We start from the raw sequence: 14,875 nt of genomic DNA, 5'->3' as shown, positions 1-14,875 counted from the left end.
GGGAGCAACGTCATCGGCGATAAGGCTTACGGTTCGCAAGCCATCAGAGAGTACATTACTTCTCGGGAGGGAAGTTACACTATCCCGCCGAAGAGCGATAATCCCGAACCGTGGTTTATAGATGAGCATGTTTACAAGGAACGACACTTGGTTGAATGTTTCTTTCAGAAAATCAAATGGTTCCGTAGAATTTTCACCCGCTATGACAAACTTGACGCTTCGTTTTTCGCTTTTGTTCTTGTTGCTGCCAGTGTTATTTTATTGAAATAATACAAGCTGAAATGTTTTTTAAACAAGCCCTAAAAATGATGGAAGCTCTTCTGAGAATGAGGAGCTTCCATATTTTTTATCTACAGGAAAGCGTCAAGACGCCCGCATCGGCCGTCCGGAGCCGCATAACAGACCTCGCAGTGCAGCAGAAATCCCGTTCGCTCCAGGACTTTCCGCCGGACGTGTCTGATCAGCGCGAAAACATCCGCCGAGGACGCCCGTCCGCGGTTGACGATAAAGTTGGCATGGCGCACGCTGAGCTCCGCGTCGCCGATACGAGCGCCTTTCAGCCCCGTCTGCTCGATCACCATGCCCGGCGGCCCGTACGCTTCGTAAAGCCGGGGCTCGTTGCTGAACACCGAACCGCAGTTGGGCAGGTCCAATGGGAACTTTTCCCGGCGTTCCCTCAGAATGTCCAGCATCTTTCGGCGCACTTCACCGGGTGTGCCTTGTTGAAGTTCCAATTCCACGCCGAGAACGATGCTCTTCTTTTCCTGAAAGACCGAATGACGGTAGGAGAAATCACACTCCGCAGCAGAGACGGCGGCGATATTCCCCTGCCCGTCCAAAATGTCCACGCAGACCACGGCGTCTCCGATGCTCTGCCTCAGGCTGCCGCCGTTCATATAAAGCAGTCCGCCGAGATTGCCCGGGATGCCCACGATATGTTCGAGTCCCGTCAGGCCGCGCCCGGCGCATGCCCGCGCCAGCATCGGCGCCCAGATCCCGGCTTCCGCCCTGACCCTCGAGCCGGAAAAGCGGCAACGGCTCATCCTGCTGCCCAGCTTTATGATGACGCCGCGGTAACCGGCGTCGTCGAAAAGCATGTTGGAACCGTGACCGATGACAAGAAACGGAACGTTTGCTTCTCTGGCGATGCGCTGCGCCGCCGCGGCCTCCTCCGCGCTGCGCGGTTCGATCACATAATCCGCGGGGCCGCCGATCTTCCAGTGGCACAGGTTCCGCAGCGGCACTCCGTTTCTCCAGATCAATCCCGAGTCAGTCAGGGTTTCGGCGAGTGTGTTGGCCATATTTCCTCTTTTCTCCTCCCGAAGCGAATGACGTGCTTAATTTTTTTCGTTTCACAGAAAATTCCTGCCGGTTCCTTTTCGGCGGACGGATCAGGCAGCGCTCGTCCCAGCCGATCAGGTCGTCGCGGCCGGCTTTGTGCAGAGCTTCCGCCACAAGATCGCGATTTTCGGGCTTTCGATACTGAAGCAGCGCGCGCTGCAGGGCTTTTTCGCGGCCGCCGCGGGGAACGTACAGCTTTTCGCCCGTCGTCGGGTCGAGCCCCGTATAGAACATGCAGGTCGAGAGGCTGCCCGGCGTCGGGATAAAATCCTGCACCTGCTCCGGGGTGAAACGCTGATCGCGCAGAAATTCCGCCAGCTCGACCGCGTCCTTCAGCGTACATCCCGGGTGGCTGGAAATCAGATACGGCAAGACGTACTGTTCTTTCCCCGCGCGCCGCGTCGCCTCTTCGAAGAGCTTTTTAAAGCGCACGTACTCTTCGATGGGCGGCTTGCCCATCAAACGCAGCACGCGCAGGCTGGCATGCTCCGGCGCCACGCGCAGCTGCCCGGAGACGTGATGGCGGCACAGCGCCTCGATAAACTTTTTCCCCTCGGGATCGGCGAGGATATAATCATACCGCACTCCCGAACGGAGAAAAACTTTTTTCACGCCGGGAACGGCTCTCAGTTTTTCGAGCAGCCGGATGAATTCGCGATGAGTCGCGCGCAGATGCGGGCACGGCTTCGGCGAAAGGCACTGCCGGTGGCGGCAGCAGCCGCGGCGCAGCTGATCCTCGCAGGCGGGCGCGCGGAAGTTCCCCGTCGGGCCGCCGACGTCGTGAATGTAGCCTTTGAATTTCGGGTGGCGCGTCATCTCGCGGGCTTCCCGCAGGATCGAAGCTTCGCTCCGCGCCTGAACGATGCGCCCCTGGTGAGCGTGGATCGCGCAGAAAGCGCAGCTGCCGAAGCATCCGCGCGTGCTGTTGATGCTGAAGCGCACCTCTTCAATGGCGGGGATGCCGCCGCGGGCGTCGTACATGGGATGGGCTTCGCGGGTAAACGGCAGCTCGTTGACCAGATCGAACTCTGCCGTCGTCAGCGGGCGCATGGGCTTGTTCTGCACCATGTAGCGGTCGCCGACTTTTTGCGCCACCGCCGTGCCGCGGATGGGATCCTGCTCCAGGCTTTGCAGGCGGAACGCTTCGGCATAAGCCGTCTTGTCGGCCGCGACCGCCTCGTAGGACGGGATTTCCACGCAGCCCTCCGGTTTGGATCTTTTCATCACGCAGGTGCCCGGCACCGAGTCGATTTCACGCGCCGGCACGCCCGCCTCGAGCCGGACGGCGATTTCTTTCAACTGAAGTTCGCCCATACCGTAAATCAGAAGATCCGCTTTGCAGTCGGCAAGCATCGGCCGACGCACCTTGTCCGACCAGTAGTCGTAATGGCTGAAGCGGCGCATGCTGGCCTCGATGCCGCCGACGATCAACGGCTTCGTCCCCCAGATCTCGCGGACGCGGTTGCAGTAGACGATCGTGGCCCGGTCGGGCCGATGTCCGGCTTCGCCGTTGGGCGAATAGGCGTCGCGCCCCCGCTTGTTGCGCGAGGCGGTCAGCTTGTTCAGCATGGAATCGAGGTTGCCCGCCGAGACGAAGACGGCCAGCCGCGGCTCCCCCATCGCTTCGAAATCGCGGCGGCTGCGCCAGTCGGGCTGGGCGATCACGCCGATGCGATAGCCCAGGTACTCCATCCAGCGGGCGATCAGTCCGTTGGCAAACGTCGGGTGGTCCACGTAAGCGTCGCCGGTGACAAACAAGAAGTCCAATTGTTCCCAGCCGCGGCGCTCCATGTCGCGCCGGCAGACCGGCAAAAAATCGTTCATTCCCATGGCCTCTTTACCGTTCCAAATCCATCAGTTCCGCCCAGATCGAATTGCCGACGCGCATTCCCCGCGGCGAAAGAGCCACTCGGCCTTCGCCCCATAAAAAATCCGGCTCCGGCAGGGAACGCAGGCGCTCCGTTATCGCGTCGAGCCACCTTTCGCCATAGCGCGCGGCAAACTCTTCGAAATGGATGCCTTCGCTCGTGCGCAGCGCCAGTACCGCCGCCTCCGAGGCCTCTTCGGCGCCGGACAGTTCCTCGCGAAATTCCACGGGGCTTTGGCCGTCCTCGATCCGCTCCGCCCAGAGCTCCAAGCTGCGGCAGTTGGCGAAGCGGACGCCGCCCAGGAAGCCCCAGGCGGCGGGCCCGGCGGCATATACGTCGCTGCGCTTCCAGTAGGCTTGATTGTGCCGGCTTTCAAATCCCGGGACCGCAAAACTGGCGATCTCGTATTGTTTCAATCCTTGGCGCGGCAGATAATACTGCGCCCAGCGGTACATCGGATAACCGTCGGGAAGCGCCGACGGCCGACGGCGCCCCCAGAAACTGCCGTCTTCGATCATGAGCTGGTAGACGGACAGGTGCGTCACGCCTTCGGCGACGAGTTTCGACATGTTTTCGTGCCAGCGCCTCAGCGTCTGGCGCGGCAGGCCGAAGATCAGATCGGCGCTGACGCGAAAACCTTTTTTCATGCAGAGTTCGAGAATCCTCAGCGCCTGCGCGCTGTCGTGCAAACGGGCCAGCATCTTCAGTTCCCGATCGTCGAGGGACTGCACGCCCACGCTGACGCGCGTGACGCCGAAATCTTTCCAGAGCGTCAGTTTTTCCTCGTCGACGCTCTCGGGATTGGCTTCGACCGTGAACTCGCAGGCGGGCTCCCGCGGCATCGTGCCCAGCGCGCCGAGCAGTCCGCGCCAAAGAGACGACGGCAGATACGACGGCGTGCCGCCGCCGACGTAGACCGTTGAAAAACGTTCTCCTTCCGACACCCCGCGACGTATCGTTTCCAGTTCCGCGGCGACGCACGCCAGCCACCGTTCCATCTGCCCGCTTCGCGGCGCAAAGCTGTAAAACGCGCAGTACGGGCACTTGGAACGGCAAAAAGGCACGTGGACGTAAAGCGAAAGGCGGCGTTTATCTGCCATCCTCTTCATCGTTCACGTCGAGGAACGAAAGGAACGCTTCCGGCGGGATGGAAACTTTGCCGATCTGCTTCAGGCGTTCCTTGCCCTTCTTCTGCTTTTCGAGCAGCTTGTTCTTGCGCGAGATGTCGCCGCCGTAGCACTTGGCGAGCACGTCCTTGCGCAGCGCGCGCACGTTGGTGCGCACGATCACCTTTTTGCCGATCGAAGCCTGGATCGGCACCTCGAACAGCTGGTTGGGGATCAGCGTTTTCAGCTTCATGGCCGAAGCGTGGCCGCGGTGATAGGCGTCGTCGACGTGGCAGATGAACGAGAACGCGTCGATCGGCTCCTGATTGATGAGCATGTCCACCTTGACCAGATTCGAGGCGCGGAAGCCGATGTGCTCGTAATCGAGAGACGCATAGCCGCGCGTCAGCGACTGCAGCTTGTCGTAGAATTCCACGATGAACTCGGCCAGCGGCAGATCGTAGACCAGCCGCGCCCGCTCGGGCGTGATGTAGTCGAGGTTGATATAGACGCCGCGTTTGTCCTGGCAGAGCTGCATGACCTTGCCCACGTAGTCCTTGGGCGTGTAGACCGTCAGGCGGATCATCGGCTCCTGGACTTCCTGGATCTCTCCTTCCGGAGGAAAATCGCTGGGACGGTGCGCTTCGACGACTTCGCCGTCTTTTTTGACGACGCGGTACACCACGTTGGGCGCCGTGGCGACGAGACGGACGTCGAACTCGCGTTCGAGCCGCTCGCGCGAGATGTCCATATGCAGCAGCCCCAAAAAGCCGCAGCGGAATCCGAAGCCGAGAGCCGTCGAAGTCTCGGGATCGTAAGTCAGCGAGGCGTCGTTCAGCTTCAGTTTCTCCAAAGCGTCGCGCAGCTGCGGGAAGTCGTCGCGCTCGACCGGATAAAAGCCGCAATAGACCACCGATTTCACCGCCTGGTAACCGGGCAGCGCCTTTTCCGCCGGCCGGGCGACGCTCGTCACGGTATCGCCGACGCGCGCTTCGTCAAGCGTCTTAATGCTCGCCGTAAAGTATCCGACTTCCCCCACCCCGAGCGCGTCGACCGGCGTCCAGCCCGGTGAAAAGACGCCCACCTCTTCGACCGCATAGGAAGCCCCCGTCGCCATCATCTTCACCGTGTCGCCGGGGCGCATGGCGCCGTTCACGATGCGGACGTAGCAGACGATGCCCCGGTAGTTGTCGTAAACGGCGTCGAAGATCAGCGCCTGCAGCGGGGCGCCCTCGCTCCCCTGCGGCGCGGGAACGCGAGCGACGACCTGCTCCAAAATGTCCCGGATGCCGGTGCCTTCCTTGGCGCTGCAGCACACGGCCTCCGAAGCGTCGATGCCGATCACGTCCTCGATCTCGCGGCGGATTTCCTCCGGGCGCGCCGAGGGCAGATCGATTTTGTTCAGAACCGGGAGCACCGTCAGATCGTGATCGACCGCCTTGTAAGCGTTCGCCAGCGTCTGCGCCTGCACCCCCTGCGTGGAATCCACGACGAGCAGCGCGCCCTCGCAGGCCGCCAGAGAGCGCGACACTTCGTAGCCGAAATCGACGTGCCCCGGCGTGTCGATCAGGTTCAGCACGTACGCCTGCCCGTCGGCGGCACGATACTCCATGCGCACGGGGACGGATTTGATGGTGATGCCCCGCTCCCGTTCGATCGCCATGTTGTCGAGGATCTGCTCCTTCATGTTTCTTTTGGCGATCGTTCCCGTCGATTCCAGCAGCCGGTCGGCAATCGTGGACTTGCCGTGGTCGATATGAGCGATAATTGAAAAGTTGCGTATTTTTCGAGGATCGGCTGTCACAAAAATCGTCCTTCCTTCGTGCGTGATACAAAAATTGCGGTTTCTGATCTGCAAGCTAGTATACACGATTTTCCGGCCGGCACAAAGTCTTTTTGATTCGACGCTTTCGAGTGCCGATCCATCTCGAAAAAGTTAAAAACTTTCGCGAAAGAGCCCTTTCTCTGTTATTATTTATGGAAGAGGTTTCGAGGCTCGCGCAACGGCTCGTTTTATCGTTATGAACGGCCTCGAACAAAAAACGGGGTCTCTTTCAGCAAAAATCATGCGCTCTATTTATTGACTTTTATTTCATGATGAAGAATAATGTCAGTGCGATTTTGCGTTCAGGTCCGTGGATATTTTTTGAACCTGAAGGAGAAAATTATTTGGAATGCAATTTCCAGAAAGAGGTATGAACTGATGACTTACGGAATCCGTCTGCTTGTTTTTCTCAAGGAAGGCGTGCTCGACACTCAGGGCAAAACGGTCGCGGCGTCTCTCAAGGGCATGGGATACGGCTGCCTGAAAAATCTGCGCGTCGGCAAGTACATCCATCTCGACGTCGACGCCGCCTCCGAGGCCGAAGCCGTCGCGCAGGTTGAGAAGATGTGCGACGATCTGCTTGTCAACGATATTATCGAAGAGTTCACGATCGAACCAGAGGCGGCCCGCGCATGAAGACTGCCGTTGTCGTTTTCCCCGGCAGCAACTGCGACCAGGACGCCGTAAAAGCGGCGGCCTCGGTCGCCGGCGCGACGGCCGTCACGGTCTGGCACAAGGAGACGTCTCTGCCGGACCGCACCGACCTAGTCATCCTCCCCGGAGGCTTCTCGTACGGCGACTATCTGCGCTGCGGCGCCATGGCCGCGAACTCGGCGATCATGAATGCGGTCAAGGGACACGCCGCCAAAGGCGGGCTTGTTCTCGGCATCTGCAACGGCTTTCAGGTGCTGACGGAAAGCCGTCTGCTCCCCGGCGCGCTTTTGGCCAACGACTGCATGCATTTCGTCTGCAAGCCCATAACTGTCCGCGTCGAGCGCGACGATCTGCCCTTCACGCTTCGATACAAGAAAAACGAGGTCCTCACGATCCCGATCGCCCACAACGAGGGACGCTATTACATCGACGCCGAAGGCCTGAAACGCCTGGAAGGCGAAGGACGGGTCGCCTTCCGCTACTGCGACGCGCGGGGCAATATCACCCCGGAAAGCAATCCCAACGGCGCGCTGAACAACATCGCCGGCATCGTCAACGATCGCGGCAACGTGCTGGGGCTGATGCCGCATCCCGAACGCTACAGCGATCCGCTGCTGGGCGGAAACGACGGCGCCGGATTCTGGACTTCCGTAAAAAGCTGGCTTGAAGGAGGCCTTCGCCGATGAATTACAAAGAAGCAGGACTCCGCGAGTCCGAATATCTTTCTTTAAAGAAAACGCTGGGGCGCGAGCCCAACGAACTCGAACTGCGCATCATGGGCGTGATGTGGTCGGAGCACTGCAGCTACAAATCCACGCGCCCGCTGCTCAAGAAACTGCCCAAGGAAGGGCGGTACGTCGTCCTCGGTCCGGGGGAAAACGCCGGCATCATCGACGGCGGCGCAGGAATCGGCATCGCCTTCAAGGTCGAGAGCCACAACCATCCCTCGGCGGTCGCACCCTATCAGGGCGCGGCAACCGGCGTGGGCGGCATCATCCGCGACATCATCGCTCTGGGCGCTCGGCCGGTCGCCTCGCTTGACGGATTGTTCTTCGGCTCCGAGCAGTCGCCGGTCCACGACGGCGTCGTCAAGGGCGTCGGCGGCTACGGCAACTGCATCGGCGTGCCCACCATCGGCGGCAAGACCTGTTACGATCCCACCTACGAGGGCAATCCGCTCGTCAACGCCATGAACATCGGCACGGTCCGTCTCGACAAGATCGTCAGCTCGCAGACGGCCAGGCCCGGCCAGGCGGTCGTCATCCTCGGCTCCAAAACGGGACGCGACGGCATCGCCGGCGCGGCGTTCGCCTCCGCGGAACTGAAGGACAACACCAAGGAAAGCCGTCCGTCGATCCAGATCGGCGATCCGTTCGTCGAAAAGCTGCTCACCGAAGCGTGCCTGGAGATGCGCGACGCCGGATTGTTCGTGTCGATGCAGGACATGGGCGCGGCCGGGATCCTTTCTTCCTCGTCGGAAGTGGCCGCCAAGAGCGGCGTCGGCATGACGATCGACTTCGACAAGGTGCCGTTGCGGGCGGAAGGCATGGAGCCGTGGGAAATCGCCCTGTCGGAGTCCCAGGAGCGCATGCTGCTGATCGTCGAAGACGCGAAGATGCCCGAAATTTACGCGATCGCCGAGAAGTGGGGGCTCGACGCCACGGAGATCGGCCGCACCGAAGAGGGCGACCATTACCGCATTTACTGGAAGGGCGCGTTGGCCGCCGACATTCCCGCGACGACGATCGGCAGCGACTGCCCCACCATCGACTGGCCGCAGCAGCGCCCCGATCTCGAAGCCCGTTGGAACGAGGATCTGAAATTCGACGCGCCCTGCCCGGGACAGGCCCTTGTCGATCTGTTGGGAGATTCCAATCTGCACTGCAAGGAAGACATTTACGTCCAGTACGACTCGATGGTGCAGACGAACACCGTCGTCGGCCCGGGATCGCCGGTCAGCGTCTTCCGCGTCGCCGACTCGGGACGGCTGTGCGCCGTCAGCATGGAAGCCGATCCCTGGGGCTGCGAGCTCGATCCGGAGCGGGCGACCGCCAATCTGGTGGCCCGTTCCTGCCGCGCGCTGGCCGTCGCCGGCGCCGTTCCCGGCGGTTTGACCAACTGCCTCAACTTCCCGTCGCCGGAAAACCCGCAGCATTTCTGGGTACTCTCGCACAGCGTCGAGGGCATGGCTTCCGCCTGCTGCGAGCTCGACTGTCCCGTCGTCTCCGGCAACGTCAGCCTCTATAACGAAACGTCCGCCACGGCGATCCTGCCGACGCCGCTGCTCGGCGTGGTCGGCATCGTCGAAGCGCCGGCGGTGATGAAATGCGGCCAGTGGAGGGAAGGCGACGTGCTCTTCCTGGCCGGCTGGAACGAAGGCACTTTGGCGGCGAGCGTCTATCAACGCCATTACGCGCGCGACTTCGCCGGCCGTCCCGTTCCCTTCGTGCCCGAGCGCGAGCGGGCCTTCAACGCCGCGGCGCTGGCCACGGCGAAAGCCCAGGCGGCAGACAGCGCCCGCCCGATCATCGGCGGCGGACTGCTCGTCGCCGTCGCCAAAGAGGCGATCGAGAGCGGCGTCGGCGTTGATCTGAAAGAGAAGGATTACAGCGCCGCCGATCTTTTCGGAGAAGGAGCGACCGCGGCGATCTACGCCGTGCCGACCGCGAAGGTCGAAGAATTCCGCCGCTGCTGGAAGGACGTGCCTCTCGAGGAGATCGGCGTTGTCGGCGGTCCATGCCTCGCCGTCGGCGGGAAATGCCTTCGCAGCGTCGAGGAGCTGAACAAGGCGTTCAGAAATCTTTAAAATTCAAGTGCAAGCCGCGTCCTTTCATCGGCAGCGGCTCGTGTGACCGCGGCGTTTTTTCGCGCCGTGCCGAAGTTTGGGCTGACGGACGCGGCTGAACCGTCTGCAATCGAAATATCTGGCTTTGACTAATTGGAGGACAGAAGATCATGGGCAATCTGACGTACGAAAAGGCCGGCGTCGACATCAAGGGCGGCGACCATTGGGTTGAAACGATCAAGGGCATTATGAAACGCCGCAAATCCGACCCGCGGGTGGTCGGCGGCATTGGCGGATTCAGCGGGCTGATGCGCCTCGACGGGGACCGGCTGATCGCCGGCTGCTGCGACGGCGTGGGGACAAAAGTCGAGATCGCCCGCGCCTCGGGGATCTACGACGGCCTTGGACAGGACCTCGTGGCCATGAACGTCAACGATCTGGTCACCGGCGGCGCCGTGCCGCTCTTCTTTCTCGATTACATCGCCTGCGGCGCGCTGAACGAAAAGATGATGTCCGCCGTGGTCACGTCGGTCGTCGAGGCCTGCGAATATTGCGGCTGCGTGCTGCTCGGCGGCGAGACGGCGGAGATGCCCGGCGTTTACGGCAAGGAAAGTTTCGATCTGGCCGGCTTCGCCGTCGGCACGCTCAGAGAATCGGAGATCATCGACGGCTCCAAGGTCAAAGAGGGGGACGTCATCATCGGCCTGCACAGTTCCGGCATCCACAGCAACGGCTACACGCTGGTCCGTTCGGCGCTGGCGGAGGAGATCGTCCACGGTCTGGACAAAGAAGGCCCCGTCGCGGGCGAAACGCTGGGACAGACGCTGATGAAGCCGACGCGCCTCTACGTTCCCCAGGCCATCGCGGCGACGAAGACGGGCAAGGTCAGGGCCATGGCGCACATCACCGGCAGCGGCCTCGAAGACAATATCAACCGCGTCGTTCCCTCTCCCTGCGTCTGCAAGCTGAGCTACGACTGGCCGCGCCCGGCCGTTTTCGATCTGATCGCCTCCAAGGGCGTTTCCGAAGAGGAGATGCGCCGTGTCTTCAACCTCGGCATCGGCTACGTCTTCATCGTCTCGCCCGAAGACGAGGCCGAGGTCGCCGCGGTCCTCGAATCGCTCGGCGAAAAACCGCGCCGCGTCGGGCGCGTCGTCAGAGCATGACCTGCAAGATCGGCATTCTCATCTCCGGCCGCGGCACGAACATGGAGGCCATCGTCGCTCACGTCGCCGCGGAAAAAGCCGACGTGCAGGTGCTTTTCGTGGCCAGCGACAACGCTTCCGCGGCGGGGCTGCGCCTTGCCCGGCAACGCGGCATTCCCACGGCCGTGCTGCCCTATGAAGACGGACGCGCCGCCGGCGAGGCGGCCGTCGAAAAGCTCTGGCAGGAGCGCGGGATCGACCTGCTCGTCCTGGCCGGCTTCATGCGCCTGCTGACGGGCAAGTTCGTCGGCCGCCACGAAGGACGGATCCTCAACATCCATCCGGCGCTGCTGCCGAAGTTCCCCGGCGCGCACGGCATCGAGGACTTCTGGGAAAGCGGCGAACCGGTCAGCGGCGTCACGGTCCACCTCGTCGACGACAAGATGGATCACGGTCCGATCCTGGCGCAGCGCGAAGTGGCCCGCGAAAGCGGAGACACGATCGAGACGTTCGAGGCCAAAATCCACGCCGTGGAGCATCAGCTCTACTGGCAGGCGTTGAAAGACTACATCAAGCGGATTTCATAGGAGGTCTGTACATGAAACGCAGAGCGCTTATTTCGGTGGCCGACAAATCGGGGGCGCTTGAGCTCGGGCAAACTCTCGCGGAGCTGGGCTGGGAGATTTTGTCGAGCTCCGGCACGGCGAAGATGTTCCGCGACGCGGGCGTCCCCGTCGTCGAAGTTTCCGATCTGACAAAGTTCCCCCACATCCTCGGCGGACGGGTGAAGACGCTTCATCCTCTCGTTTTCGGCGGCATCCTGGCCCGCCGCGATCTGCCCGCCGACGTCAAGGACATGAAAGATCATGACATTGCCGGCATCGACATGGTGGCGGTCAATCTCTATCCGTTCGAAAAGACGGCCCGCTCCGGCGCCGCCCTCGACGCGCTGATCGAAAACATCGACATCGGCGGCGTGGCTCTGATCCGCGCGGCCGCCAAGAACTACCGCTACGTGACGGTCATGACCGATCCGGCCGACTACGCTCCCGTTCTCGAAGAGCTCAAGGCCGAAGGCGACGTGACGCCCGCGACGCGCCGCCGCCTGGCGCTGCGCGCTTTCGACGCCACCGCCCGCTACGACGCGACCATCGGCGACGGACTGCGCCGCGAGCTGGGCGAAAAATCCGGCGAGGATTCCGTGACGCTGCCGCTCGTGCGCACGCAGGAACTGCGCTACGGCGAAAATCCCCATCAGCGGGCCGGCGTCTATCTTCCGCCGCTGGCCGACTCGCCCGTGACGCAGCTGGCCGGCAAGGAACTCTCCTACAACAATCTGCTCGACCTCGACGCGGCCATGCGCGCCACCGCCATGCTGCAAAGCGACGTCGGCGCCGTCGTCATCAAGCACACCACGCCCTGCGGCATGGCGGTCGGGAAATCGGTCGCCGAAGCCTACGACCGCGCCTTCGCCTGCGATTCGCTGTCGGCGTTCGGCGGCGTCGTCGGCGTCACCCGCCACATCGATCTCGAAACGGCCGCAGCCATTTCCAAACATTTCACCGAGGTGCTGCTGTGCCCCTCCATCGACGACGCGGCGCTGAAGCTCCTGACCGAAAAGCGCAAAAATCTGCGCGTCATGACGTGGAAGGGCGGACGCGCCTTCGACAAGCAGATGGTTTCGACCTGGTGCGGGATGCTGATGCAGGACGACGAACTGGCGCCTCTGCCCGATCAAAGCAAGGGACAGTGGGTCGGCGCGCCCCGCCCCGATCTCTGGGACGATCTCGTGCTGGCCTGGAAAGTCGCGGCCGTGTCGAAGAGCAACGCCGTCGCCATGGTCAAAGACGGCGAGGCCGTCGGCATCGGCATGGGCTTCTGCAGCCGCGTCTTCGCCGTCGATTTCGCGGCGCGCCAGGCCGGCGAAAAGGCCAAAGGCGCGGTGATGGCTTCCGACGCCTTCTTCCCGTTCCCCGACGGCGTCGAAAAAGCGGCCGCCGCCGGGATCGCCGCCATCATCCAGCCGGGCGGCTCGGTGCGCGACGAAGAAGTCGCCGCGCGCGCCCAGGAACTCGGCGTGTCCATGTTCATCAGCGGGCACCGAACCTTCCGCCATTAAGCCATGGACAGCAGACTGAACGTCGTCGTCATCGGCAGCGGCGGGCGCGAACACGCGCTCGTGTCCGCCTGCGCCCGCTCGCCCCGCTGCGGCAGACTCTACGCCGTCCCCGGCAATCCCGGCATCGCCCAGGAGGCGGAATGCCATGCGCTGAACGTCACGGACGGCGCCGCTTTGGCCGCCTTCTGTCTGGATCATCAGATCGACCTGGCCATCGTCGGTCCCGAAGGGCCGCTTGCCGCCGGCGTCGCCGACGCGCTGCGCGCCCGCGGCGTGGCCGTGTTCGGCCCGTCCGGCGCGGGGGCGCAGCTCGAAGCGAGCAAAGAGTTCTCCAAAAAATTCATGGCGCGCCATCGTATTCCCACCGCGGACTTTTACGTGTGCCGCACGATGGAGGAAGCGGAAACCGCGCTTTCCAACTTTTCCAGTCCCTATATCGTCAAAGCTTCCGGTCTGGCCGCCGGCAAGGGCGTTTTCGTCGAACCCACGCTCGAGGGCGCGCGCGAGGCGGCGCGTCAGATGCTCGTCGGCAAAAAGCTCGGCGCCGCCGGCGAGACGCTGGTCATCGAAGAAGCGCTGCCAGGACGCGAGCTGTCGTTGATGGTCGTCACCGACGGCACGACGTACCGGCTCCTCAGCACCAGCCAGGACCACAAGCGCCTTCTCGACGGCGACCGCGGCCCCAACACCGGCGGCATGGGCGCCTACGCTCCCGCGCCGTGGGTCACGGAAGAGCTGATGGACCGCGTCCGCCGCGAGATCATCGAACCGTCCGTCGCCGCGCTCGGGAAAGAAAAGCTCGACTATCGCGGCGTTCTGTACGTCGGCCTGATGATCGCCCCGGACGGCACGCCCAAAGTGCTGGAGTACAACGTGCGCCTCGGCGATCCCGAAACGGAAGTGCTCCTGCCCCTGTTCGAGGGAGATTGGGTCGATCTGTGCTGGCATGTCGCCCGGGGCGAGCTGGCGTCCTTCCCGTGGCGCAAGGAAAAGAAAAACGCCCTCTGCGTGATCCTCGCCTCCGCCGGTTACCCCGCCGCCGCATCCGCTGCGGCGGAAATCCACGGCCTTGACGCCGCCGGCGCCGTCGCGGGCGTGACCGTGTTCCATGCGGGAACGTCCGCCCAGGACGGCAAAATCATGGCGGCCGGCGGCCGCGTGCTCTGCGTCACGGCGACCGGCGATACGCTGCAGCAGGCCCGGAGACGCGCCTACGAGGCCGTCGGCAAAATCCGTTTCCGAGGCATGCAGTATCGAAACGACATCGGCCATCAGGTTTTCGAGAAAAATTCCGTTTAAAGGAGAACGTTTATGAACCATCCCAGAATCGGCATCATTCTCGGTTCCGCCAGCGACGCCCCGCACGCCCGGAAAATCGGCGCCACGCTGCGCGAGCTCGGCATCCCCTTCGAGGTTACGGTCGCTTCGGCTCACCGCACGCCCGAAGACGCGGCGCATTACGCTCAAAGCGCGCGCTCTCGCGGCTTGGAAGCGATCATCGCCGTAGCCGGCCTTTCCGCAGCTCTTCCCGGCGCCGTCGCCGCCCAGACGACGCTGCCAGTGATCGGCGTCCCCGTCGAGTCGGGCACGCTGCTCGGCATGGACGCGCTGCTCTCCACGGCGATGATGCCGCCCGGAGTGCCCGTGGCCTCCGTCGGCATCAACGGCGCCGCCAACGCCGCGCTGCTGGCGGCGCGCATCGTCGCCGCCCATGACGGCGCCGTCGCTGAGAAGCTGCAGTCCTACGCCGACGAGAAAGCGGCCAAGGTGCGCTCGTCGCGCCGCGACGCCCAGGTCTTCGCCGACTTGCCCATGGCCCCCGAAGAAGCGTTGCGCTGATCTTCAAAAAATCATAACCACCGGCCGTGCCGGTGGTTTGCACGAGCCCCCTTGGGGCATCTTCCCAGCTGAGCCTATAGGCTCAGCGAAAAGTCTGTCAGCCGCGCAACTCTCACAGGCTGCCCCTAAAGGGGCTCTCTACTTGCCTTCCTGTGCCGGCTTACCCGTAAACGGGTCAACGTACTCTTTGATC

At 62.7% G+C, this 14,875-nt stretch carries 13 protein-coding genes; 9 read left to right on the top strand and 4 right to left on the bottom strand.

The genetic code is table 11. From position 1 onward, the window contains the following. Positions 1-270 (top strand): transposase (locus tag D7D26_RS10605; RefSeq protein WP_147413033.1); only part of this gene is annotated, 270 nt, incomplete at its 5' end. 80 nt (positions 271-350) lie between these two features. Here the strand turns inward: D7D26_RS10605 and murB are convergent. Genes murB through lepA form a run of 4 tightly spaced genes read right to left on the bottom strand, consistent with a single transcriptional unit; the run spans position 351 to position 6,119 of the window. Beyond that, positions 351-1,301, bottom strand: a complete 951-nt coding sequence (gene murB, locus D7D26_RS10600) for a UDP-N-acetylmuramate dehydrogenase (RefSeq protein ID WP_120373013.1) — start codon at positions 1,299-1,301, stop codon at positions 351-353. Next, positions 1,270-3,165 (bottom strand): YgiQ family radical SAM protein, encoded by a 1,896-nt coding sequence (locus D7D26_RS10595; RefSeq protein ID WP_120373012.1) that lies wholly within the window; start codon positions 3,163-3,165, stop codon positions 1,270-1,272. Before D7D26_RS10595 ends, murB begins: the two co-directional genes overlap by 32 nt. A gap of 13 nt (positions 3,166-3,178) precedes the next feature. Next, on the bottom strand, positions 3,179-4,318 hold the full coding sequence (gene hemW, locus D7D26_RS10590) for a radical SAM family heme chaperone HemW (protein ID WP_120373011.1): 1,140 nt from the start codon (positions 4,316-4,318) through the stop codon (positions 3,179-3,181). Further along, entirely contained in the window at positions 4,299-6,119 is a 1,821-nt protein-coding gene (lepA, locus tag D7D26_RS10585) for a translation elongation factor 4 (RefSeq protein WP_120373010.1), read from the bottom strand. Before lepA ends, hemW begins: the two co-directional genes overlap by 20 nt. 399 nt (positions 6,120-6,518) lie before the next feature. Between lepA and purS the strand changes: the two genes are divergently transcribed. The 8 genes from purS to purE all read left to right on the top strand — a co-directional run bounded on the left by purS (position 6,519) and on the right by purE (position 14,682). Then, positions 6,519-6,776, top strand: coding sequence for a phosphoribosylformylglycinamidine synthase subunit PurS (purS, locus tag D7D26_RS10580; RefSeq protein WP_078015168.1), 258 nt, complete (start codon positions 6,519-6,521; stop codon positions 6,774-6,776). Continuing rightward, positions 6,773-7,480 carry a phosphoribosylformylglycinamidine synthase subunit PurQ gene (purQ, locus tag D7D26_RS10575; protein ID WP_078015169.1) on the top strand — a complete coding sequence of 236 codons (708 nt, stop codon included), beginning with the start codon at positions 6,773-6,775 and terminating at the stop codon, positions 7,478-7,480. Before purS ends, purQ begins: the two co-directional genes overlap by 4 nt. Beyond that, positions 7,477-9,600 carry a phosphoribosylformylglycinamidine synthase subunit PurL gene (purL, locus tag D7D26_RS10570; RefSeq protein WP_120373009.1) on the top strand — a complete coding sequence of 708 codons (2,124 nt, stop codon included), beginning with the start codon at positions 7,477-7,479 and terminating at the stop codon, positions 9,598-9,600. Before purQ ends, purL begins: the two co-directional genes overlap by 4 nt. Before the next feature lie 149 nt (positions 9,601-9,749). After that, entirely contained in the window at positions 9,750-10,745 is a 996-nt protein-coding gene (gene purM / locus D7D26_RS10565; protein WP_120373008.1) for a phosphoribosylformylglycinamidine cyclo-ligase, read from the top strand. Continuing rightward, a complete protein-coding gene (purN, locus tag D7D26_RS10560) occupies positions 10,742-11,311 on the top strand; it encodes a phosphoribosylglycinamide formyltransferase (protein WP_120373007.1) in 570 nt (189 codons plus the stop codon). The genes purM and purN overlap by 4 nt, the downstream gene beginning before the upstream one ends. 11 nt (positions 11,312-11,322) lie before the next feature. Further along, positions 11,323-12,843 carry a bifunctional phosphoribosylaminoimidazolecarboxamide formyltransferase/IMP cyclohydrolase gene (gene purH / locus D7D26_RS10555; RefSeq protein ID WP_078015172.1) on the top strand — a complete coding sequence of 507 codons (1,521 nt, stop codon included), beginning with the start codon at positions 11,323-11,325 and terminating at the stop codon, positions 12,841-12,843. 3 nt (positions 12,844-12,846) lie between these two features. Beyond that, entirely contained in the window at positions 12,847-14,142 is a 1,296-nt protein-coding gene (gene purD / locus D7D26_RS10550; RefSeq protein WP_120373006.1) for a phosphoribosylamine--glycine ligase, read from the top strand. 12 nt (positions 14,143-14,154) lie between these two features. Further along, positions 14,155-14,682, top strand: a complete 528-nt coding sequence (purE, locus tag D7D26_RS10545; RefSeq protein WP_120373005.1) for a 5-(carboxyamino)imidazole ribonucleotide mutase — start codon at positions 14,155-14,157, stop codon at positions 14,680-14,682. Positions 14,683-14,875: the final 193 nt, after the last annotated feature.

It is taken from the genome of Pyramidobacter sp. CG50-2 (assembly GCF_003612005.1).
In the GTDB taxonomy this organism is placed as follows: Bacteria; Synergistota; Synergistia; order Synergistales; family Dethiosulfovibrionaceae; genus Pyramidobacter.
Note: the sequence above shows the minus strand (reverse complement) of the source record. Positions and strands in the feature narration are given on the sequence as shown.

Coding starts and splice junctions, on each gene's coding strand:
- purQ (WP_078015169.1), top strand. CDS start 6,773: ATGAAGACTGCCGTTGTCGTTTTCCCCGGCAGCAACTGCGACCAGGAC.
- purL (WP_120373009.1), top strand. CDS start 7,477: ATGAATTACAAAGAAGCAGGACTCCGCGAGTCCGAATATCTTTCTTTA.
- murB (WP_120373013.1), bottom strand. CDS start 1,301: ATGGCCAACACACTCGCCGAAACCCTGACTGACTCGGGATTGATCTGG.
- purN (WP_120373007.1), top strand. CDS start 10,742: ATGACCTGCAAGATCGGCATTCTCATCTCCGGCCGCGGCACGAACATG.
- purM (WP_120373008.1), top strand. CDS start 9,750: ATGGGCAATCTGACGTACGAAAAGGCCGGCGTCGACATCAAGGGCGGC.
- D7D26_RS10595 (WP_120373012.1), bottom strand. CDS start 3,165: ATGAACGATTTTTTGCCGGTCTGCCGGCGCGACATGGAGCGCCGCGGC.
- purE (WP_120373005.1), top strand. CDS start 14,155: ATGAACCATCCCAGAATCGGCATCATTCTCGGTTCCGCCAGCGACGCC.
- purD (WP_120373006.1), top strand. CDS start 12,847: ATGGACAGCAGACTGAACGTCGTCGTCATCGGCAGCGGCGGGCGCGAA.
- hemW (WP_120373011.1), bottom strand. CDS start 4,318: ATGAAGAGGATGGCAGATAAACGCCGCCTTTCGCTTTACGTCCACGTG.
- purH (WP_078015172.1), top strand. CDS start 11,323: ATGAAACGCAGAGCGCTTATTTCGGTGGCCGACAAATCGGGGGCGCTT.
- purS (WP_078015168.1), top strand. CDS start 6,519: ATGACTTACGGAATCCGTCTGCTTGTTTTTCTCAAGGAAGGCGTGCTC.